This window comes from Tsukamurella serpentis, assembly GCF_054780975.1.
Genome location: NZ_BAAGVH010000002.1, coordinates 143,833 through 164,873, shown reverse-complemented (window position 1 = coordinate 164,873; position 21,041 = coordinate 143,833). Strand labels below are relative to the sequence as shown.

18 protein-coding genes are annotated in these 21,041 nt (G+C 71.0%); 10 read left to right on the top strand and 8 right to left on the bottom strand.

Annotated elements, in window-relative coordinates; genetic code table 11:
• Nucleotides 1-12: 12 nt before the first annotated feature.
• From lipB to ACYVHG_RS03155, 4 genes are all read right to left on the bottom strand, one after another.
• Entirely contained in the window at nt 13-711 is a 699-nt protein-coding gene (gene lipB, locus ACYVHG_RS03170) for a lipoyl(octanoyl) transferase LipB (protein WP_461165990.1), read from the bottom strand.
• A 10-nt stretch (nt 712-721) separates the two neighbouring features.
• Nucleotides 722-1,627 carry a TIGR01777 family oxidoreductase gene (locus ACYVHG_RS03165; RefSeq protein ID WP_461165989.1) on the bottom strand — a complete coding sequence of 302 codons (906 nt, stop codon included), beginning with the start codon at nt 1,625-1,627 and terminating at the stop codon, nt 722-724.
• Between the two features lie 18 nt (nt 1,628-1,645).
• Nucleotides 1,646-3,403 (bottom strand): 2-oxoglutarate dehydrogenase, E2 component, dihydrolipoamide succinyltransferase, encoded by a 1,758-nt coding sequence (gene sucB, locus ACYVHG_RS03160; RefSeq protein ID WP_461165988.1) that lies wholly within the window; start codon nt 3,401-3,403, stop codon nt 1,646-1,648.
• Between the two features lie 157 nt (nt 3,404-3,560).
• Nucleotides 3,561-5,075 (bottom strand): leucyl aminopeptidase, encoded by a 1,515-nt coding sequence (locus ACYVHG_RS03155; protein WP_461165987.1) that lies wholly within the window; start codon nt 5,073-5,075, stop codon nt 3,561-3,563.
• A gap of 101 nt (nt 5,076-5,176) precedes the next feature.
• Here ACYVHG_RS03155 and ACYVHG_RS03150 point away from each other — a divergent pair, with 101 nt between their 5' ends.
• From ACYVHG_RS03150 to ACYVHG_RS03120, 7 genes are all read left to right on the top strand, one after another.
• The gene (locus ACYVHG_RS03150; RefSeq protein ID WP_461165986.1) at nt 5,177-6,193 is read left to right on the top strand and encodes an AraC family transcriptional regulator; all 1,017 of its coding nucleotides are present in this window, start codon (nt 5,177-5,179) and stop codon (nt 6,191-6,193) included.
• 79 nt (nt 6,194-6,272) lie between these two features.
• Entirely contained in the window at nt 6,273-7,574 is a 1,302-nt protein-coding gene (locus ACYVHG_RS03145; RefSeq protein ID WP_461165985.1) for an alanine racemase, read from the top strand.
• Nucleotides 7,571-8,908, top strand: coding sequence for a D-arabinono-1,4-lactone oxidase (locus ACYVHG_RS03140; RefSeq protein WP_461165984.1), 1,338 nt, complete (start codon nt 7,571-7,573; stop codon nt 8,906-8,908). Before ACYVHG_RS03145 ends, ACYVHG_RS03140 begins: the two co-directional genes overlap by 4 nt.
• Nucleotides 8,909-8,943: 35 nt before the next feature.
• Nucleotides 8,944-10,650 (top strand): sphingomyelin phosphodiesterase, encoded by a 1,707-nt coding sequence (locus tag ACYVHG_RS03135; RefSeq protein ID WP_461165983.1) that lies wholly within the window; start codon nt 8,944-8,946, stop codon nt 10,648-10,650.
• A gap of 29 nt (nt 10,651-10,679) precedes the next feature.
• Entirely contained in the window at nt 10,680-11,933 is a 1,254-nt protein-coding gene (locus ACYVHG_RS03130; protein WP_461165982.1) for a uracil-xanthine permease family protein, read from the top strand.
• 48 nt (nt 11,934-11,981) lie between these two features.
• Nucleotides 11,982-13,091 (top strand): glycine cleavage system aminomethyltransferase GcvT, encoded by a 1,110-nt coding sequence (gene gcvT / locus ACYVHG_RS03125; protein ID WP_461165981.1) that lies wholly within the window; start codon nt 11,982-11,984, stop codon nt 13,089-13,091.
• A gap of 107 nt (nt 13,092-13,198) precedes the next feature.
• Nucleotides 13,199-14,302 (top strand): branched-chain amino acid aminotransferase, encoded by a 1,104-nt coding sequence (locus ACYVHG_RS03120; RefSeq protein ID WP_461165980.1) that lies wholly within the window; start codon nt 13,199-13,201, stop codon nt 14,300-14,302.
• A gap of 12 nt (nt 14,303-14,314) precedes the next feature.
• Here the strand turns inward: ACYVHG_RS03120 and ACYVHG_RS03115 are convergent, their stop codons facing one another.
• The 4 genes from ACYVHG_RS03115 to ACYVHG_RS03100 all read right to left on the bottom strand — a co-directional run bounded on the left by ACYVHG_RS03115 (nt 14,315) and on the right by ACYVHG_RS03100 (nt 18,742).
• Nucleotides 14,315-15,520, bottom strand: a complete 1,206-nt coding sequence (locus ACYVHG_RS03115; RefSeq protein WP_461165979.1) for an oxygenase MpaB family protein — start codon at nt 15,518-15,520, stop codon at nt 14,315-14,317.
• 82 nt (nt 15,521-15,602) lie between these two features.
• The gene (locus tag ACYVHG_RS03110) at nt 15,603-16,349 is read right to left on the bottom strand and encodes an adenosylcobinamide-GDP ribazoletransferase (RefSeq protein ID WP_461165978.1); all 747 of its coding nucleotides are present in this window, start codon (nt 16,347-16,349) and stop codon (nt 15,603-15,605) included.
• Nucleotides 16,346-18,064 carry a nicotinate-nucleotide--dimethylbenzimidazole phosphoribosyltransferase gene (gene cobT, locus ACYVHG_RS03105; protein WP_461165977.1) on the bottom strand — a complete coding sequence of 573 codons (1,719 nt, stop codon included), beginning with the start codon at nt 18,062-18,064 and terminating at the stop codon, nt 16,346-16,348. Before cobT ends, ACYVHG_RS03110 begins: the two co-directional genes overlap by 4 nt.
• A gap of 3 nt (nt 18,065-18,067) precedes the next feature.
• Nucleotides 18,068-18,742 (bottom strand): DUF3043 domain-containing protein, encoded by a 675-nt coding sequence (locus tag ACYVHG_RS03100; RefSeq protein ID WP_461165976.1) that lies wholly within the window; start codon nt 18,740-18,742, stop codon nt 18,068-18,070.
• Nucleotides 18,743-18,909: 167 nt separating this feature from the next.
• On the opposite strand from ACYVHG_RS03100, the gene ACYVHG_RS03095 reads away from it, so the two are divergent.
• The 3 genes from ACYVHG_RS03095 (at nt 18,910) to trhA (ending at nt 21,040) form a co-directional block, all read left to right on the top strand.
• On the top strand, nt 18,910-19,257 hold the full coding sequence (locus ACYVHG_RS03095; protein WP_126197148.1) for a HesB/IscA family protein: 348 nt from the start codon (nt 18,910-18,912) through the stop codon (nt 19,255-19,257).
• A 125-nt stretch (nt 19,258-19,382) separates the two neighbouring features.
• Nucleotides 19,383-20,372, top strand: coding sequence for a carbohydrate kinase family protein (locus tag ACYVHG_RS03090; protein ID WP_461165975.1), 990 nt, complete (start codon nt 19,383-19,385; stop codon nt 20,370-20,372).
• A 20-nt stretch (nt 20,373-20,392) separates the two neighbouring features.
• On the top strand, nt 20,393-21,040 hold the full coding sequence (trhA, locus tag ACYVHG_RS03085; RefSeq protein WP_461165974.1) for a PAQR family membrane homeostasis protein TrhA: 648 nt from the start codon (nt 20,393-20,395) through the stop codon (nt 21,038-21,040).
• Nucleotide 21,041 lies beyond the last annotated feature (1 nt).

The window sequence follows — 21,041 nt, the reverse complement described above, 5'->3', positions numbered from 1 at the left end:
CGGCGCCGGAGGTCAGTGCGCGGCGGCGGGCAGGGATTCGTCGGTCACCGGGAGCTCCCCGTCGATGGCGCGGGTGATCGCGTCCACCACGGCCTCCCGCACCTCACCGATGGTGACCGGCCGTCCCAGTTCGGCGCTGAGCGTGGTCACCCCGGCGTCGGGGATCCCGCACGGGATGATCGCGTCGAAACCGCCGAGCGTGTTGTCGCAGTTGAGTGCGAAACCGTGCAGTGTGACCCCGCGGGCCACTCGGATGCCGATCGCGGCGACCTTGCGTTCGGGGCGGGAACCGTCGGCGGGGAACCAGACCCCCGAGCGGCCCTCCACCCGCCCCGCGGTGAGGCCGAGCCCACGGCACACCTCGATCAGGGCCTGTTCGATCCGGCGCACGTAATCGACGACGTCCATCGCGGACCCGAGCTTGATGATCGGGTAGCCGACCAACTGGCCGGGGCCGTGCCACGTGATCTTGCCGCCTCGGTCCACGTCGATGACGGCGCTGCCGTCGGTGGGGCGGTCCTGTGGTTCGGTGCGCTTGCCCGCGGTGAACGTGGGCGGATGTTCCAGCAGCAGCAGACGGTCCTCGATGGTGCCGTCGGCGCGCCGGCCGGCCAGCTCGTGCTGCAGGTCGAAGGCCTCGGAGTAGTCGACGGTGCCGAGATCCTCGACGACGATCGGGGTGGAGTCGGCGCGGGCGGAACGGGCGGGCATGGTCTCGACGCTACGCCTCGTCGGTGGCCGCGACGGACAGAGCCGTGGTGACGGAGGTGTGGGCGAAGCGGAAGCCGCTGTCCCGGAGAGCCTGCGGAACCGCTCGCTGGGAGGCGAGCAGGCCTTCGTCGGCGATCTCGCCGACCGCCGCGCGCAGCGCCACCCGGGGCACGATCCAGCGGGCGGGCCGTCCCACCTCGCGGCCCAGGGCCTCGCTGAAGGCCTGCTGCCGGACCGGGGTGGGGGAACAGATGTTGACCGGCCCGTTGATCTCGCCGGCCAGAGCGCCGTCGAGGACGTGCAGCACGGCACGTGCTGCGTCCTCCCGGGTGATCCACGACATCCACTGGTGGCCGCTCCCGAGCCGCCCGCCCAGGCCGAACCGGTAGATCCGGCGCAGTACCGGCAGCATTCCGCCGGCCGCGGACAGGACGTGCCCGAACCGTAGGTTCGCGACGGTGACCCCGGCATCTCGGGCCGGATCGGCGGCGGCCTCCCACTCGGCGCACAGGTCCGCGAGGAAGCCCGATCCGGCGGGGGAGCCGTCGGCGCCGTCCCGGCACTCGGCCTCGCCCGCGTCCCCGTAGAAGCCGATCGCGCTCGCTCCGATGAAGACGGGTACCCCGCTACCGGCGGCGGCGCCGGCGAGCACGGCGGTGGGTTCGATCCGCGAGTCGCGCAACTGTTGTTTGACCGCGCCGCTCCACCGGTGATCGGCGATCGGGGCGCCGCCGAGCGTGAGAACAGCGTCGAAGCCGGTGAGATCGGGGACCTCACCGCGTCTCGGCGACCAGTGCAGGCCGTCGGACCGGTCCCGAACGAGCGGAACGACGGTGTCGCCCCGCCGGCGCAGGGCTCTCGACACCGCAGTGCCGATCAGCCCGGACGATCCGGCGATCGCGACCCGTCGTTCCATGTGCTCGGGCGCCGCTCGTTACAGGCCCAGATCGGCCTCGAACGCGCCCTCCTCGAGACGGTGCTTGACCGTGGTGAGGAAGCGGCCCGCGTCGGCACCGTCGATCAGGCGGTGATCGTAGGTGAGCGGCAGGAAGGCCATCGGGTGGATACCGATCGACTCGGTGCCCGCAGCGTCGGTCACCACGACCGGGCGCTTGACGATCGCACCGGTGCCGAGCATGCCCGCTTGCGGCGGGACCAGGATCGGGGTGTCGAACAGGGCGCCCTCGCTACCGATGTTGGTGATGGTGAAGGTGCCGCCGGAGAGCTCGTCGGGCTTGAGGCCGTTGCCCCGGGTGCGCTCGGCGAGGTCGGCGATCGCCCGGGCCAGGCCGGCCAGGGAGAGGTCGTCGGCGTTCTTGATCACCGGCGAGAGCAGACCCTGCGGGGTGTCGACCGCGATGCCCAGGTTCACCACACCGTGGTAGGTGATCTCCTTGGCGTCCTCGTTGATCGAGGCGTTGATGTTCGGGTGCACCTTGAGTGCCTCGATCACGGCCTTCGCGATGAACGGCAGGAAGGTGAGGTTGACGCCCTCGCTGGCCTGGAAGTCGGCCTTCGCCCGGGTGCGCAGTGCCACGATCTTACTGAAGTCGACCTCGAAGACCTGCGTGAGCTGCGCGGACTCCTGCAGCGATTCGCGGGTCTTCTTGGCCGTGATCTGCCGGATCCGGTTGACCTTCTGGGTGGTGCCGCGCAGCGCCGCCAGCTCGGGGCGTGCGGTCTGCGGGGCGGACGGTGCCGCGGGAGCGGCGGCGGCGGGAGCGGAATCCGCGGCGGGGGCCTTCGCGGCCTCGGCGGCGGCGAGCACGTCCTGCTTGCGGATGCGTCCGCCGACACCGGTGCCCTTGACGGTGTTCAGATCGACGTTGTTCTCGGTCGCCAGCTTGCGCACCAGCGGAGTGACGTAGGGCGTCGACTCCGACGTCGGAGCGGCGGCGGGCTCCGACGGCGCGGGCTCGGTGGTCTCGGCCTTCGGAGCGGCGGCAGCAGGTGCCGGCTCGGGCTTCGGGGTCTCGGCAGCCGGCGCGGCCTCGGGCTTCGGGGCCTCGGCCTCGGCAGCCGGCTCGGGCTCCGGGGTGGGAGCGGACGCCGCGGCGGGCGCACCGGAGCCGACGACGGCCAGCACGCCGCCGACCGCGACCACGTCGTCCTCGTTCGCCTTGATCTCCAGCAGGGTGCCGGCGACCGGCGACGGGATCTCGGTGTCGACCTTGTCGGTGGAGACCTCCAGCAGCGGCTCATCGACGGCGATCTCGTCGCCGACGCTCTTGAGCCAGCGGGTGACGGTGCCCTCGGTGACGGACTCGCCGAGCTCGGGCATCGTCACATCGGTGCCCGAGGCGCCGCCGGTGCTCGCCGGAGCGGACTGCGCTGCCGGAGCGGCCTGCTCGGCGGGTGCGGACTGCGTGGGTGCGGCCGGCTCGGCCGGTGCGGACTGCGCCGGTGCGGCCTGCTCGGCGGGAGCCGGGGCATCGGCGGCGGGAGCGGACTCACCGGCCTCGCCGATCGTGGCGAGCTCGCCGCCGACCTCGACGACGTCGTCCTCCTGGGCCAGGATCTTCAGCAGCACGCCCGATGCCGGTGCGGGGATCTCGGTGTCGACCTTGTCGGTCGAGACCTCGAGCAGCGGCTCATCGGCCGTGACGGTGTCACCCTCCTGCTTGAGCCACCGCGTGACGGTGCCCTCGGTGACGCTCTCGCCGAGCGCCGGCATCTGGACGGAGAAGGCCATGTCCTCTGACTCCTCAGTGTTGGTTCATCTGCTGTGATCTGTACTAGCTGAATGTGGGCATCGGCTGGTGGCCTCCGCCTAGTGGAAACCCTACCCTCAGCGCGGTTCCGTGCGCGGCGGTTGGGGGCTTACTGACCGGTAACCCACTGATCCGCGATCAGCCCTGCGCGGCGATGTCGCGGAGCACGGCCAGCAGGGTGCGCACCGGTACCCCCGTGCCGCCCTTGCCGGTGTAGCCCCACGGCGCGCCGGAGTTGAACGCGGGCCCGGCGACGTCGATGTGCGCCCACTGGACGCCATCGGCGACGAACTCCTTGAGGTACACACCCGCGGTGAGCATGCCGCCCCAGCGATGCGGGCCGACGTTCGCCAGGTCCGCGACCCGGGAGTCGATCTCGGCGCGCAGTTCCTCGGGGAAGGGCATCGCCCAGCCGTTCTCGCCGGCCGCCTGCGAGAGCGCCGCCACCCGGTCACGGAAGGCGTCGGTGCCCATGACCCCCGGCGTGCGGGTGCCCAGCGCCACCATCTGCGCTCCGGTCAGGGTGGCGGTGTCGATCAGGTAGTCCGGCCGGTCCTGGCAGGCGCGCACGAGGGCATCGGCCAGGATCAGCCGGCCCTCGGCGTCGGTGTTGATCACCTCGACCGTCGTACCGCCGAGCTGGGTGATCACATCACCCGGGCGCTGCGCGGTGGACGAGGGCATGTTCTCGGCCATCGGGACGGTCGCCGTCACGTCCACCGGAAGACCCAGTTGCGCCGCGAGGATCACGGTGGCGATCACCGCGGCGGCGCCGCCCATGTCCGAGGTCATGTTCTCCATGCCCGCCGCCGGCTTGATGGAGATGCCGCCGGTGTCGAAGGTGATGCCCTTGCCCACCAGGGCCACGTGCTTGGCGCCGTCGACCCCGCTGACGTGCTTGAGCCGCACCAGCCGAGGCGGGCGGGAGCTGCCCTGCCCGACCCCGACGATCCCGCCGTAACCGTTCTCGGCCAGGTACCGCTCGTCGAAGACCTCCACCTGCAGCCCCGCCTCGCTACCGATCCGCTGCGCCCGCTCGGCGAACTCCGCCGGGTACAACGCGTTCGGCGGGGTGTTGACCAGGTCGCGGGCCAGCGCCACCGCCGCGGCGGTCAGTCGCGCCTGCTCGACGGTGTCCCGGGCCTGCGCTTCGGTGCCCGCGTTCGCCGTGGGCGCGAGCAGTGCCATCGATCCCAGCGGCGGCTGCTTCGGAGCGGAACTGTTGCGGAACTCCGCGAACCGGTACCCACCGAGGAACGTGCCCTCCACGGTGGCAGCCAGGTCTTCCTCGGACAACGTGGTGGCCGCGGCGGCGACACCGTCCAGAGCCCGGGCCGCGACACCCGCGGCGCGGCGCACCGTCTCCGCCGGAACGCGGCCGTCGGCGGGCGCTGCGCCCAGTCCCACGCCCAGCACCGTCGCCGCACCGAGGCCGCTGAGCGACGGCGCCGGCACGCGCACCGCCTCGCCCGCCTTGCCGGTGGCTCCGACCAGGGTCAGCGCGTCGATCACTGGCCCCCGCGCACCGTCCGGGACACCGGCGTCGACGGTGATCGCGTCGTCACCGGAGAACACACCCACGACGAGGACGTCCACCGCCGCCGAGGTGTCCGGGATCAACGTGAATTCGGGGCCGGTGAACGCGGTGCTCAAAGGGGTGTCCTCTCGTGGGCGGGCGGGAACGGTCTTCTGCGGATGGTACGCCCGGGCGAGGGCTGCGGCGCTGAACGGACACAGGTGGCTACCGTGTGAAGGTGTCCTCCGCACCGGTGCCCGCGTCCGTCGTCGCGCATCTGATCGAATCCCTCGGCCGCGAGGGATATCCGGTTGCGGACTGGGCTTCCCGCGCCGGACTGGTGCCGCCCCGCGGCTCCGACGCCACCGTCGCGTTCGCCGCCGCCACCGCGTTCATCGCGCAGGTGGTGACGGCGATGCCGGACCGGCCGATCGGGCTCGAAGTGGGTGGGCGCCCGCTGCTCCAGTCGTTCGGGATGCTGGGTGTGGCCATGCAGACCGCGGACGACGTGGCCTCCGCGATCGACGCCGGACTGCACCTGCAGACGGCCGCCGGGAGCCTCGTCGACTTCCGTCTGGTGAGCGGCGAGGACACGGTCGTTCTGACGGTGACTCCCCGCACCGATGACCGGCAGATCCTGCCCTTCCTCTGTGAGGAGGCGTTGCTGAGCTGCGTGACCCTGCTGCGGTCGGCGCTGCACGACGAGGACGTGGCCCCGGTCGCGGTGGAACTGGCATACCCGGCCCCGTCGTACGCCGACCAGTACGCACCGCTACTGGGCTGCCCGGTGCGGTTCGGAGCGGACCGCTCGGCGCTGATCGTCCCGCGGTCGCTGCTCCGGCGCCGCCTGCCGCGCCGCGAGCCTGCGGTGCACGCCGCGGCGCTGGCGGTGTGCCGCAAGATCGCGGGGTCGGCACCGGATCAGCGGGAAGTGGATTTCAGGTGGTCGGTGGAGCAGCTGCTGCGCGCGGACCTGCGCCGGACGGTGACCATGGCGGGCCTGGCGCGCCAGCTCGGCACCACCGAGCGGACCTTGCGCCGGCGGCTGGCCGAGCAGGGGGAGACCTTCCGGCGACTGCACGCACGCGTCCGCCGGGAGCAGGCCGAGGACCTGCTCCAGCACACCGACCTCCCGGTCCGCGCGGTCGCCGCGGAGGTCGGGTTCGCCGACGTCCGGGACTTCCGGCGGGCCTTCGTACAGTGGACCGGCCGCAGCCCCGGCACCGCTCGCACCCGGGACGAACCCGGCCGTTGACGGTGGCGCGGCCGACCGAGGGGGGATCTTCGGCCACATCCCGGTACGCGCACCCCATCCGCACGTACCATCTGAGCCCATGAGTACGAACGGTTCCGACACCGTCGACCTGGACCTGAGTGCGCCGGACAGCCCTGCCGATCGGAGGTGGGACAACGACCCCGCCGGATACTGGGGAACCATCGACGCCGCCACCAACGGCCTCGACGCCCCGGTGCTGGCAGCCGATCTGGACGCACTCCGGCACAACACCGCCGACATGCTGCGCCGTGCCGCCGGCAAGCCGATCCGGGTGGCCTCGAAGTCACTGCGTTCGCGCCCGCTGCTGGACGCCCTGCTGCGGGTCCCGGGCTACGCGGGTGTGCTCGCCTACGACGTGGCCGAGGCGCACTGGCTGGCATCGGACGGTCCGGACCACCGTGGCGCGGACCGGACCGGCTGCCCCGACGTCCTGGTGGCCTACCCGAGCGCCGATCTGGGCGCGATCGCGGCGCTCGCCGCCGACGAGACCGCCGCGGCCCGGGTCACCCTGATGATCGACGACCCGGCCCAACTGGACCTGATCGACGTGGCCGCCCCACCGAGCCGGCGCTGCGAGTTGCGGGTGTGCCTGGACATCGACGCCTCGTTCCACGCCCCCGGCCTGGGGGTGATCGGTGCGCGCCGCTCCCCGGTGCGCGAGCGTGCCGAGGCCGCGGTCCTGGCGGCGACGGTGGCCGGGCGCAAGGGATTCCGTCTCGTCGGAGTGATGACCTACGACGCGCAGATCGCCGGAGTCGGCGACCTCAGCATCAACCGGCCCGGTGCCGGAACGCTGCTGCGCACCATGCAGCGCGCGTCCTGGGAGGAGTTGTCGGCCCGGCGCAGCGAGATCCTCACCGACCTGCGGCGGATCGCCGACCTGGAGTTCGTCAACGGTGGAGGCACCGGGTCGCTCGAACGTAATGCGCAGGACCCGAACATCACCGACATCGCGGCCGGGAGCGGTCTGTACGGCCCGCATCTGTTCGACGGTTACTCGCACTTCCGGCCCGCTCCCGCAGTGGGATTCGGGCTCGCGGTGGTTCGGCGGCCCGGCCCGGACACGGTGACCGTACACGGTGGCGGCTGGATCGCCTCCGGTCCCGCCGGGGCGGACAGGTCACCGGTGCCGGTGTGGCCGGCCGGGCTCTCACTGTTGGGCCGGGAGGGTGCCGGTGAGGTGCAGACACCGCTGCGCGGCGCCCGTACCGGACGGATCCTGCTGGGCGACCGGGTGTGGTTCCGGCACACCAAGGCCGGTGAACCGGCCGAGCACGTCGAAGAATTGGCGATCGTGGAGGACGGTGCCGTGCTGTGCACGGTGCCCACCTACCGTGGCGAGGGGAAGTGCTTTCTGTGAACAAGTGGATACCCGGACTGGACGAACTGACCGGCCGGCCCGGGCAGTGGCGGAACTGGGGGCGCACCGCGTCCGCGTTCCCGTCGTACGTCTCGCGGCCGGCGTCGATCGAGGCCGTGGTGCGCACCATCGAGCGGGCACGGGAGCGCGGCGGCACGGTCAAGGCCCTCGGTGCCGGACACTCGTTCACCGCGATCTCGCAGCCGCGCGACGTGGCGCTCGCCCCCGACCACCAGAGCGGTCTGGTCTCCGTGGACGTCGAGCGCAAACGGGTCACCCTGCGTGCGGGAACCCGGCTGCACGAACTGCCCGCCATCCTCGAACCCTACGGACTGGCGATGGAGAACCTCGGCGACATCGACCGCCAGACCATCGCCGGAGCCGTCTCCACCGGCACCCACGGCACCGGCCTGCGGTTCGGCGGAATCGCCACCCAGGTGGTCGGCGCGACCGTGGTGACGGGCACCGGCGCGGTGCTCACCGTCGACGAGCACGACCCGCGGTTGCAGGCCCTCGCACTGGGTCTCGGCGCGCTCGGTGTCCTGGTGGAGGTGACGCTGCAGTGCGTGGACCGGTTCGTTCTGGAACTCGTCGAGCGGCCGGTGCCGCTGGCGCGGACCCTCGACGAGTTCGGCGACACCGTGCGGGTACAGGACCACTACGAGTTCTTCTGGTTCCCCGGCACCGAGGTGACACTGACCAAGACCACCACCCGGCACCCGGGCGATCACCCGAGGAAGCCGCTCGGTGGTGCGCGCAGGTTCTTCGAGGACCGGCTGATCGGCAACGGAGCGCTGCTGGCGATGTGCGAGGTGAACCGGATCGCGCCCCCGCTGGCCGCGCGGATGGTGGACCTCGCCACCTCGTTGACAGGTGAGCGCACCGTGGTCGACTACTCCACCAACGTCTACACCACCGAGCGGTCGGTCCGATTCCGGGAGACCGAATGGGCTGTGCCGCTGGAGAACACGATGGCGGCTTTCGGTGAGGTCCGGGCTGCGATCGCGGCCTCCGACTGGGACGTGGCCTTCCCGGTGGAGGTTCGCACCGCCCGCGCCGACGACTTGATGGTCTCCACCGCGAGTGGCCGGGAGGTCGGGTACATCGCCGCGCACCAGTACGTGCGTGACGCCCCCTGTGATTACTTCGCCGAGTTCGAGCGGATCATGATCGATCACGGCGGACGACCGCACTGGGGGAAGATGCACACCCGCACCGCCGACTTCTTCGCCGCCGCCTATCCCAGGTTCGGTGAATTCCGGGCCCTGCGGGATGTGCTGGATCCGGATCGGGTGTTCGCCAACGACTATCTGGATGCCGTTCTGGGAAGGTGATATCCGAGCTTCGCCCGGATCGCTATGCTCTGCGCATGCGAGCACGAGTGACAGGCGCCGTCGCGGTCGCAGCGATGGCGGCGACGATGGCCATGGTCTCACCCACCGGATCCGGTTCGGCCGCCGCGGCGGCCCCCGGTCCCAAGCCGGAGGCGGTCACCGCGACCGCCCTCCCGAGGAATCAGGTGAAGGTCGAGGCGTGGAACCTCTACCAGCTACCGGACGTGCTCAACATCCTCGCCGGCGACCGCGCCGGGCCCGAGGCCCGCGCAGCCGCTGCGCTGGAGCGGCTCAAGAGCAGCGACGCCGACATCCTCACCCTCAGTGAGGTCAACGGCAGCAACGGCAAGAAGATCCTCGAGGAACTGCGCGAGAAGTACCCGTACCAGACGGTGCGCCTGGCCGACAGCTGCGTCGGCGTGTACGGCGCCTGCAGCGATGCCCCGTGGAGTGTGAACGGCGGCGTGGCGATCGTCAGCAAGTACCCGATCGTGGACACCCAGCAGTACGTGTATCGCAACTACAGCTCCCTCGCCCCGGATGCCTTCGCCAACAAGGGCGCCGTGCTGGCCCGGATCGACAAGGACGGCGAGCAGTTCTGGGTGGTCTCCACCCATACCCAGGCCGACGACACCATCGACGATGCCGCCGCCCGCACGCACGAACTGCGGAGGCGTCAAGCGCAGGAATTGCGGGCCTTCGTGGAGACCTTCGTCGCTCCGGGTGCGCCGGTGATCTACGGCGGCGACTTCAACGTCGAGTACTTCCGCGGCCAGGACAAGCGTGATGCCCAGGGCCGCAGTGAGTTCGAGCAGATCAAAGCCCTCTCCGGGATCAACCTGTTCGACCCGGGAAAGCTGCCGTTCACCTTCGACAGCGCGTTCAACCCGCTGGTGCGGCCGATCGGATACCGCGACACGCTCGACTACGTGGGCACCTCCGGTGCGGCGCAGATGGGCGGGGTCCGCGTGCCCGGCCTGGGCGCCGACCCGGCCTCCGACCACAACCCGGTCACCGGGACCGCGGTCCTGACCGGCTTCGACGGCAGCATCGTTCGTACCGGTGCCGACCCCAACCGTCTCAACGCCACCCCGCTCGAACGCGTCACCTACTTCGTCTACGACGCGGTGACCACCACCTACCGGATGGTGGTCATGGCGGTCGAGAAGGCGGTCGCCAAGGTGGGCTCCCTGTTCGACCGCGGAGTGGGACCGCATCCGGTGGCCGCGGACTCCGCGGGCGCGGCTCTCGCCTCCGCGGTGCTGCGGAGTGCGGCCGGCGACGTCGACCGTAACGGGTCCGTGCCCGAGCCGGCGGGCCGTGCCCGTACCGCGCGGTCCGTCGCGGACCGGCCGGAGGCGGAGTCCGTCACGGCGGTGGGCGGTTCCAGGGCCGATTCCGCGGCCGACTCGGCGACGGAATCCGTGACCGCTACCGGGTCGGAGGCGACGTCCGCGACCTCATCGGAGGTGCGGGCGACACCGGCGCCGAAGGAGACGGCGCAGCCCGCGCAGCCGGCGCGGACGACCCCGGACCGCACCGCCGCCCCCGCCTCGGAGGCCGCTTCGGAGGCCTCGACGGGGGCTGTGACGGAGACGGTGAAGGAGACCGCGAAGCAGGCCGCTCCGCCGGTGGCGTCGGTCGAGGAGACCGCCGCTACGGCATCGAAGGGCCGCTCGGAGGGCGCGTCGCAGAGCGCTGGGACGGCCGACGGGCCGGTGACCACCGACGCGGCCGAGTAGGTCCGCAACACACCTGCCAAGATCTCCGCATGGCGATTGCGCGTTTCGGATGGACTGAGGTCGACGGCACCGAGGTGGTGGGACCCGCGCAGCGGCTGACCTGGCCCAAGACGCTGGGCATCGGCGTGCAGCACGTGGTGGCCATGTTCGGATCCACCTTCCTGGTTCCGGTGCTCACCGGCTTCCCGCCGGCCACCACGCTGCTGTTCTCCGGTATCGGGACGCTGCTGTTCCTCGTCATCACCGGCAACCGGCTGCCCAGCTACCTCGGATCCAGCTTCGCGGTGATCGCCCCGATCACCGCGGCCGCCGCCGCCCAGGGCACCGGCAGCGCCCTGGGCGGCATCGTCGCCGTCGGCGCCCTGCTGATGCTGGTCGGCGCAGTCGTGCACCTGGTCGGCACCACCTGGATCGAGCGGCTGATGCCGCCGGTGGTGACCGGAGCCATCGTCGCGCTGATCGGACTGAACCTGGCGCCGGCGGCGAAGGCGAACTTCGAGAAGGCCGCCGTGACCGCCACCATCACGCTGGTGTGCCTGATCGCCTCGCTGGCACTGTTCAAGGGCATGCTGGGGCGGCTGGCGATCTTCACCTCGGTGCTGATCGGGTACGCGGTCGCATCGGTGCGCGGCGAAGTGGACACCTCGAAGGTCGCCGAGGCCGCGTGGGTCGGATTGCCTCAGCTGCAGGCACCGTCGTTCTCCTGGGCGGTGCTGCCGATGTTCCTGCCGGTGGTGCTGGTGCTGGTGGCCGAGAACGTCGGTCACGTGCGGTCGGTGGCACAGATGACCGGCACCGACTACGACCCGGTGATGGGACGGGCGCTCGCCGCGGACGGACTGGCCACGGTGCTCGCCGGTGCCGGCGGCGGCTCCGCCACCACCACCTACGCGGAGAACATCGGCGTGATGGCAGCGACCCGGGTGTACTCCACCGCCGCCTACTGGGTGGCCGGGATCTCGGCGATCCTGCTCGGCCTCTCCCCGAAGGTGGGTGCGGTGATCGCCTCGATCCCCGCGGGCGTCCTCGGCGGGGTCACCACCGCGCTGTACGGACTGGTCGGCATTCTGGGCGTGCGGATCTGGGTGCAGGCCCGGGTCGATTTCAGCCGGCCGATCAACCAGCTCACCGCCGCGGTACCGCTGATCATCGGTATCGCCGACTTCACCTGGTCGCTCGGCCAGGTGGTGTTCACCGGCATCGCCCTGGGGTCGGTGGCGGCGATCGTGATCTACCAGGGGATGCGGCTGCTGGGCCGCCGCGGGGGAGCGGTGCTGGGCTGAGTGCCCGGCCGGCCCGGCGTGAGTGCGTGCTGGGTTAGAGTTCCGGACATGAGTGACTCGCTGATCGAAGGCCCCCTGAACTCCGTGCACACCGAGCTGGGAGCGGCCTTCGCTCCGTTCGGCGGTTGGTCGATGCCGGTCAAGTACGCGGGCACCGTCGGCGAGCACACCGCGGTCCGCGAGGCCGTCGGCATCTTCGACGTCAGCCACCTCGGCAAGGCCACCGTCGCCGGACCGGGCGCCGCCGACTTCGTCAACCGCGTCCTCACTGCCGACCTCGGCAGGATCCGGCCCGGCAAGGCTCAATACACCCTGTGCACCAACGAATCCGGCGGTGTCGTCGACGACCTGATCGTCTACTACGTCTCCGACGACGAACTGTTCCTGGTGCCGAACGCCGCGAACACCGCCGCCGTGGTCGCGCATCTGCGCGAGCGTGCTCCCGAAGGAGTCACGGTGACCGATCAGCACCGCGACTACGCGGTGCTCGCGGTGCAGGGACCCAAGTCCGCGGAGGTGCTCGAAGCCGTGGGACTGCCGACGGACATGGAGTACATGGCTTACGCCGACGCCGTGCTCGCCGGCCCGGACGCGGTCGCCGTGCGCGTGTGCCGCACCGGCTACACCGGCGAGCACGGCTACGAACTGATCCCCGCGTGGGGTGACGCCGAGACCGTCTTCCGGGCGCTGCTGCCCGAGATCACCTCCCGCGGCGGCCAGCCGGCCGGGCTCGGTGCCCGCGACACCCTGCGCACCGAGATGGGCTACCCGCTGCACGGGCACGAGCTCACCGTCGACATCACCCCGGTGCAGGCGAGGGCCGGCTGGGCGGTGGGCTGGCGCAAGCCGGAGTTCGTCGGCCGCGAGGCTCTGCTCGCGGAGAAGGAGAACGGACCGGCCCGCCGGCTCTGGGGCCTCAAGGCCACCGGTAAGGGCGTGCTCCGTGCGGACCTCACGGTGCTCGACGCCGACGGTGCTCCGATCGGTACCACCACCTCGGGCACCTTCAGCCCCACGCTGAAGGTGGGTATCGCACTGGCGCTGATCGACTCCGGTGCCGGCGTGGAGAAGGGCACCGCGGTCAGCGTCGACGTGCGTGGCCGTGCCATCGAGTGCGAGGTGACCCTGCCGCCGTTCGTCGAGGCGAACACCAAGTAGCGCCTCCGATCGACGGGTGGCCGGGCAGTGGACTCCGGGAATACTCGGGGTTCCTACCGATTGGTACGGCCGTGGAGCACACGCCGAGGGTCGTAGAATCTCTACCCATGACGACTGGCACGACCTTCGCCCTCACCCGCAACGACCACCCACGCTCTGCGGCTGAGCGCTCCGAGATCCTGGCGAACCCGGGGTTCGGTAGGCACTTCACCGACCACATGGTCTCGCTCCGCTGGAGCGAGGACTCGGGCTGGCACGACGCCGAGGTGCTCCCGTACGGGCCGATCACCCTGCAGCCGTCGGCCTCGGTGCTGCACTACGCACAGGAGATCTTCGAGGGACTCAAGGCCTACCGCCAGCCCGACGGCACCGTCGCCACCTTCCGGCCGGAGGCGAACGCGGCCCGGTTCCAGCGCTCGGCCGAGCGGCTGGCGATCCCGCCGCTGCCCGAGGACGTCTTCGTCGAGGCGCTCGAGCAGTTGGTCGCTGTGGACGGCGAATGGGTGCCCGCGGCGGGCGGCGAGGAGGCTCTGTACTTCCGGCCGTTCATCTTCGCCGACGAGCAGACCCTGGGGGTCAAGCCCGCCAACAGTTACCGGTTCCTGGTGATCGCCTCGCCCGCCGGTGCCTACTTCGCCGGCGGGGTCAAGCCGGTGTCGGTGTGGCTCTCCCGGGAGTACGTGCGCGCGGTGCCCGGCGGCACCGGATTCGCCAAGTGCGGTGGGAATTACGCGGCCTCGCTGGTCGCTCAGGCCCAGGCGGCGCAGCAGGGCTGCGATCAGGTGGTCTGGTTGGACGCGATCGACCACGAGGCGATCGAGGAGATGGGCGGGATGAACCTGTTCTTCGTCCTCGGTTCCGGCTCGAACGCGACGATCGTCACCCCCGAGCTCACCGGCTCGCTCCTGCCGGGCGTGACCCGCGATTCGCTGCTCCAGCTGGCCCGGGATGCCGGGCTGGCGACCGAGGAGCGGCGGATCACCGTCACCGAACTCACCGAGGGCGTGGCCTCCGGAGCCATCACCGAGGTCTTCGCCTGCGGTACCGCCGCGGTGATCACTCCGGTCGGCCGGGTTCAGGGCGCGAAGGAGGACTTCCTCATCGGCGACGGCGAGCCGGGTGCGATCACCCTCGCGCTGCGCGAGAAGCTCACCGGTATCCAGCGCGGCACCGTGCCGGACACCCACGGCTGGATGCACACCCTGGGTTGACTCGGAGGCCGGCTACCCGGTTACGTGGTGGGCCGAGTGGCCGAGTGTGGCGTCCTCCCCGAGGATCCGCATGAACTTCGCCTGGCTGCGGTCGCCGCGCACGGCGGCCCGCTCGCGGCCGCCCGGTAGCTGATCGAACGCGGATTCCACCAGGTGCCACGGGATCCGGAGTGCGGGGTACCAGGGGAGCACGGCCGGCAGGCCCAGCTTCCGCACCGCCGAACGGCCCAGGAACGCGGTGGCGATCGACAGGTGCTGTGAGCGCGCGATCCGGCGCCGCACACCGGCGAAACGGGTGTAGTCCCAGTGCAGCGGATCGTCGGCCATCGGCTGGGCGAGGGCACGGCTGGTCTCGTCGGGTGTGGAGAGCGCGCGCGAGGTCTGCAGCAGGATCCGCAGACTGTCGCGGAAGCCGCGCGGCAGGAAGTCGTCGTGTACGCCCATGAGCGTGCCCACGTACCGGGTGAGGTGCGCGGCGGCCCGGTACTCGTCCGGCGCGGCGAGCATCCCGAGTCCGATGCCGCTGGTGACCGGGGCGATGAGAGCACCCACCAGGGTGGCGGCCATATCGGTCTGGTTGATCGGCAGCCCGAAACGCCGGTAGTCCCAGTCGGGCATCGCCATCACGTGGCGGCGGACCATCGCGTGGATGTACCGCACGTGCAGGGTGGAACGGTATCCCGCGCCCCCGGGGCGCAGTCCGTCGGGCGCGATGACGTCGAGCGCCCATTGCGAGGTCTCCGCGAAGCGCTTGTTCGATCCCTTCTCGAGTGCTCCGGTGCGCAGCAGCGTCTGGTTGAAGCCGGAGAACAGGTAGCCGCCCAGCAGGGACACGTCGCGAGCCACGGCGAAACCGTCGGCGCCGCCGCTGCGCAGCAGCCGGCCGCCCAGGAGGATCTGTTCCCAGTCCACCCACTCGGGTACCGTCTCGACGCTCTCGAAGAATGCGCGCAGCTCGTCCGGAGCATCGGGCACCGCCGCGATGCCATCGGTGAGGGCGCGATCGAACTGCGGCTTGCGCGCCGCCTTGTCCTGGTCGATCCACTCCACCAGGGAGTCCATCGGCTCGTCACCCACGGTGAGGTGTTCACCGAACCGCCGGAACTCCTCGTCGGTGGGCTCGCGCAGCAGGAGCAACCGGGCGACCAGCCTGATCCCGGGCGGCACCGGGCGCGGGCTCTGCGGGTGCCGGGTGGGAATCGGCGCCGTTGCCGTCATGTCCACCTCACCGCTCGACAACGTATGTTGTCAGGATATTCCTGCTGGTGCTCACCGTCAACCGCCGGGCGTAATGGGCTCCTCAGCCGACGCAGAGGCCGACGAGGGCGGCGGCCGTGGCGATCTCGATCCCCAAACCCAGCACGTCACCACTCATCCCGGCGAACCGGCGCACACAGTGCCGCATCGTCACCGCGGCGATCCCCAGCGCCAGCGCCACCGCCAGCGGTCCCTGCCAGGGCGCGGGCGCCGCCGGGGCCGCGGCCACGAGGGCGAGTACGCACCAGGCCAGTTGCACCGGAACCGCCTGGGTACCGGCCGTGAGCGATCCGAAGCCGGTCGGGTTCGACGGTGCCCACCCCCGCCGGCAGCCGATCACCGCGGCCACCCGGGCACCGCCCACCGCGACCGCGATGGCGAGCCACTGCCCGCGCGCGGCCAGCGCACCCACCGCCGCGGCCTCACAGACCAACAGCAGCACCAGCGCCGCCGCGCCGAACGGTCCGACCGTTCCCTGTCGCATGATCTCCCGAGCGCGCTCGGGTGAGCCGTAACTGCCGAGTCCGTCGATGCAGTCGGCGAAGCCGTCCAGATGCATGCCCCGGGTGAGCAGCGCGGCCGCGCCGATGGCCAGTGCTCCCACCAGCATCGCCGGCAGTCCGCCGGCGTGCGCCAGCCACGCGACCGTGGCCACCGCCGTACCCGCGATCGCACCGGTGAGCGGGACCAGAGCGATGATGCGGGCACCGTCGGCCCGGGTGAACGGGGCCGGACCGGTGGGAACCGGCAGCACCGTCATCCACGCGACCGCGGCGGCGAGTGGCCTCACACCTGCGAGACCCCGGCCGATGCGAAGGTCGCCATCTCCCCGAGAGTCGCGACCGCCGAGCGCACCAGCGGTAGCGCCAGAGCGGCGCCGCTGCCCTCTCCGAGCCGCAGACCCAGATCCAGCAGCGGTTCGAGGTCGAGACGCCGCAGCGCGAGCGCGTGCGAGGGTTCCGGGCTAAGGTGCCCGGCGACCCACCAGGCGGCCGCGCCGGGCGCCAGGTCGTTGGCCACCAGTGCCGCGGCGGTGACCACCGCGCCGTCGAGGATCACCGGTGTGCGGCGCACCGCGGCCTGCGCGAGGAATCCGGCCATGGCAGCGAGGTCGGCGCCGGCGACGCTGCGCAACAGCGCCTTCGGATTACCGGTGTGCGGGCGCGCGCGGTACATGGCGTCGCGGATCGCCGAGGCCTTGCGCATCCAGGCGTTGTCGTCGATGCCGGTGCCGCGTCCGATCACCAGGACCGGCTCGGTCTCGGTGAGCGCACCCACCAGCACCGCCGCGGGGGTGGTGTTGCCGATCCCCATATCGCCGAGGATCAGTAGATCCGCACCGGAATCGACCTCCTCGTCGGCGATCCGCCGGCCGGCCGCGATCGCCGCCACGGTCTGCTCGTCGGACATCGAGTCGGTGACCGCGATGTCACCGGAGGAACGCCGGATCTTGTTCCGGCTCAACTCCTCCCGGGTGTCCCCGGCCACTGCGATGTCTTCAACGCGCACCGTCGCGCCGGCCTGGCGCGCGAGTACGTTGATCGCCGCACCGCCGTCGGCGAAATTCGCCACCATCTGCGCGGTGACCTCCGGCGGGTACGCCGAGACGCCCCCGGCGGCCACACCGTGATCGCCGGCGAAGACCACGATCCTGGCCCGCTCGAACTGCTTCGGCGGACACACGCCCTGGCACGCGGAGATCCACTCTCCGAGCTGCTCGAGCCGGCCCAGCGAGCCCGCCGGTTTGGTCAACTCCAGGTGCCGGTCCCGCGCCTCGCGCCCGACGAACGGGTCCGGCGGAGTGAGCTGGGGGAAGGACAGCGGATCGGTGCCCGGCTCGAAGGGCGGCAGTTCGACGGGGGCCAGCGCCGCCGTGACCGCCGCCGGGACGGTCGCAACCGCGGACGCGGCGGGGGTGACCGGTGCGGTGGCCGGGGTGCCGGAAGCGGCCGGAGCGGCCGGAGAGGCCGAAGCAGCACCGTCGAGCACTACCGGAATCCCCGCGACGACCAGCTCCACCCGATCGGCGATCGCCGCGATCCGGCTGTTGAGTGCGCCCAGCAGGTCCTGGAAGATCCGTCCGGCTCGGGTGGCCGGCACCACGGACAAGCCGACCTCGGGACTGACGATCACCAACTCACCCGAGTACGCCGCGACCGCCGCGACCAGTGCGTCCAGATCGGCGGCGGTGGCGTCTCCGGATTGCCAGCCCGCGGCGTCGAGCCGGGCCGTGAGCCAGGCACCCAGGTCGTCGACCAGCGTCGGCGCAGAACCCTCGGCGAGCAGCGAGCGCAGATCCTGGGTCTCGACGGTGGTCCAGGTCGCCGGACGGCGATCGCGGTGTGCCGCGATCCGGGCCGCGTGCTCGGCGTCGTCGCCGGGGGACGGTGCCGTGGCCACGTACCGCACCAACGACCCGAAGGACTCGGAGGACTCGGTGATCAGCCGCTCGGCACGCGCCGACTTGCCCGACCGGACACCGCCGAGAACCAGGGTGAGCGCCACGGGCTAGACCGCGTCGCCGGGCTTGACCTGCGGGCGCGGGATCCGCATGCGGCGCAGCTGCGTGGTCCGCATGAAGGCGTACCAACCAAGGCGGAAGCCGGTCTCGGTGGTGTCGGGCCAGCGCTCGCGGACCCGGTTGTTGATCCGGCGACCGGTGAGGGTGCCCTCGACCGCCATCACCGCGATCATCACCATCAGGATCAGCATGGGGATCCCGGCCAGCTGCGGGTTGTTCACCGTGATGAACATGAACACCATCACCGCCACCGCGATCGGGATGAACATGGTGGCCACGTGCCGCTTGGAATCGACCAGATCCCGCACGTAGGCCTTCACCGGGCCCTTGTCCCGCATCGGCAGGTACCGCTCGTCGCCCTGCATCATCAACTCGCGGCGCTCGTTGGCCAGAGTGCGACGCTCGGCGGCGGCCGCCTTGCGCTCCTCCTTGCTCATCGAGTTCTTGAGCTCCTTGCGGCGTGCCCGGGCCTCGGCGCGGGTGGTCGGTGCCGGTGCGACCGGGCCCCGCTTGCGGCCCTGAGCCTCACGACGGCTCGGGGTGGGGCGACCCTTGCCCGGGGTCTGCGCGGGCTTGGCGGCCGGAGCGTCGACCTCGGTGGTCTCCTCGCTCTCGGACTCCGCGGAGGTCGAATCGTCGGCCTTCTGCCAGGGAAGTTTCACGTCGTCCAGCTTATTCGATCCCGGCCGGTGCCCCGTGACGCGGGTGACGGGCCGAACGCCGGACGTCGCGAGCCGGTCGCCGGGACGGCACGCGGCTGGGTTCGGGAATGTGTGCCGCAGGAGTACCGTTGAACACAGACACCGATGTGCCTGTGTGAGGAGAACCAATGACGACTGCTGAGAGCGAGACCACCGGTGTGGTCCTGACGGAGGCCGCTGCTTCGAAGGCGAAGGCACTGCTGGATCAGGAGGGTCGTGACGACCTGTCCCTGCGCATCGAGGTGCAGCCCGGCGGCTGTGCCGGCTTGCGCTACCAGCTGTACTTCGACGACCGCACCCTCGACGGCGACGTCGTCTCGGAGTTCGGCGGAGTCAACCTGTCGGTCGACCGGATGAGCGTGCCGTTCCTGATCGGCGCCAAGATCGACTTCGTCGACACCATCGAGAAGCAGGGCTTCACCATCGACAACCCGAATGCGACCGGGTCCTGCGCCTGCGGCGACTCCTTCAACTGATCGACGTCCGACGCCTGCATGGCTGATCGGCGTTCGACGCCGGTGCGGCGTCCGAAACCACTCCTCTGCGTCCAGGGTTTAGGCTGACCGGATCAATTCGCTCGTGAACAGGGGAGGGTTTCGTCGTGTCGATCGCCGTTTCGGGTTCCATCGCCACCGATCATCTGATGCGATTCGAGGGGAAGTTCTCCGAGCAACTGCTCGCCGAGCACCTCTCGCACGTCTCGCTGAGTTTCCTGGTGGAGGAGCTCGTTCTGCAGCGCGGCGGGGTCGGCGCGAACATCTGCTTCGGAATGGCCCGGCTGGGCCGCCGTCCGGTCCTGGTCGGCGCCGTCGGAGCCGACTTCGACGAGGGCTACCGCGCGTGGCTCGAGGACGCCGGCGTGGACACCCGGGCGGTCCGGGTCTCCGCCACCGCGCACACCGCCCGCTTCATGTGCACCACCGACTCGGACATGGCGCAGCTCGCCTCGTTCTACTCCGGCGCGATGGCCGAATCCCGCGATATCGCGATCGCCGATGTGGCGGCCACCGTCGGCGGCCTGGACCTGGTGGTGGTGGGCGCCAACGACCCCGCCGCGATGCTCCGGCACAGCGCGCAGTGCCGCGAAGCGGGTATCGCCTTCGCCGCCGATCCGTCGCAGCAACTGGCCCGGCTCAACGGTGAGGAGGCGCGCGAGCTGGTCGAAGGCGCGGAGTTCCTGTTCACCAACGAGTACGAGTGGGGACTGTTGCAGCAGAAGACCGGCATGAGTGCCGAGCGCCTGACCGAGATGGTCCAGGTCCGGGTGACCACGCTCGCCGAGAAGGGCGCCGAGATCGTGCTCAGCGGCGGCGACCGCGAACAGTGGATCCATGTGGACGTGGTGCCCGACCGCGGACGTGTAGACCCGACCGGTGTGGGCGACGCCTTCCGAGCCGGTTTCCTGGTCGGACTGGACGCCAAGCTGTCGTACGAGCGTTCGGCGCAGCTCGGCTCCTACGTCGCGGTCAAAGTGCTCGAGACCGTCGGTCCGCAGGCCTGGGACTACGACGCCGACGATGCCCGCGAACGTCTCACCGACGCCTACGGCGACGATGTCGCCGCGGAGATCCTGGCCGCCCTGGAGAGCTAACCTACGGTACCGTAGGTTATGTGACGGAGACCGAGCTCAAACCGCGACTACGCGGAGTGATCCACCAGTTCGGCGCCGTCGGAGCCGTCCTGCTGGCGCTGCCGCTGGTGGCCGCCGGATTCCTGCGTTCGGTGGCAGCCGGGTCGGCACTGCTGGTGTACGCGGTCACCGTGTTCGGGGTCTTCGCGGTGAGCGCCGGCTATCACCGCGGCCGGTGGACGCCCGAGCAGCGGATCTGGATGAAACGCGCCGATCACAGCATGATCTTCGGGTTCATCGCCGGCAGCTACACACCGATCGCGGTGCTCGCCCTGCCGGCGGTGGTGGCCGCGGTCGTGCTCGCGGTGGTGTGGACCGGAGCCCTTGCAGGCGTGGCGCTGAAACTGCTGTGGCCGCACGCTCCGCGCCGGCTCGGCGTGCCGATCTACATCGCGCTCGGATGGGTGGTGGTCGCGGTCGCCGGGGATCTGGTCCGCGGAGCCGGATGGCCCGCGGCGATCCTGCTCGCCCTGGGCGGCCTGCTCTACAGCGGGGGAGCGGTGCTCTACGCGACCCGTTGGCCGAACCCGTGGCCCGAGGTGTTCGGGCACCACGAGTTCTTCCACGCCGCCACAGTGGTCGCGGCGCTGTGTCACTACGCCGCGATGTGGCTGGTCGTGCTGCGCTGAG

Excerpts from the sequence above, each read along its gene's own strand:
- ACYVHG_RS03145 (WP_461165985.1), top strand. The coding sequence starts at position 6,273 with ATGAGTACGAACGGTTCCGACACCGTCGACCTGGACCTGAGTGCGCCG.
- ACYVHG_RS03120 (WP_461165980.1), top strand. The coding sequence starts at position 13,199 with ATGACGACTGGCACGACCTTCGCCCTCACCCGCAACGACCACCCACGC.
- ACYVHG_RS03115 (WP_461165979.1), bottom strand. The coding sequence starts at position 15,520 with ATGACGGCAACGGCGCCGATTCCCACCCGGCACCCGCAGAGCCCGCGC.
- sucB (WP_461165988.1), bottom strand. The coding sequence starts at position 3,403 with ATGGCCTTCTCCGTCCAGATGCCGGCGCTCGGCGAGAGCGTCACCGAG.
- lipB (WP_461165990.1), bottom strand. The coding sequence starts at position 711 with ATGCCCGCCCGTTCCGCCCGCGCCGACTCCACCCCGATCGTCGTCGAG.
- ACYVHG_RS03135 (WP_461165983.1), top strand. The coding sequence starts at position 8,944 with ATGCGAGCACGAGTGACAGGCGCCGTCGCGGTCGCAGCGATGGCGGCG.
- ACYVHG_RS03165 (WP_461165989.1), bottom strand. The coding sequence starts at position 1,627 with ATGGAACGACGGGTCGCGATCGCCGGATCGTCCGGGCTGATCGGCACT.
- ACYVHG_RS03130 (WP_461165982.1), top strand. The coding sequence starts at position 10,680 with ATGGCGATTGCGCGTTTCGGATGGACTGAGGTCGACGGCACCGAGGTG.
- gcvT (WP_461165981.1), top strand. The coding sequence starts at position 11,982 with ATGAGTGACTCGCTGATCGAAGGCCCCCTGAACTCCGTGCACACCGAG.
- ACYVHG_RS03095 (WP_126197148.1), top strand. The coding sequence starts at position 18,910 with ATGACGACTGCTGAGAGCGAGACCACCGGTGTGGTCCTGACGGAGGCC.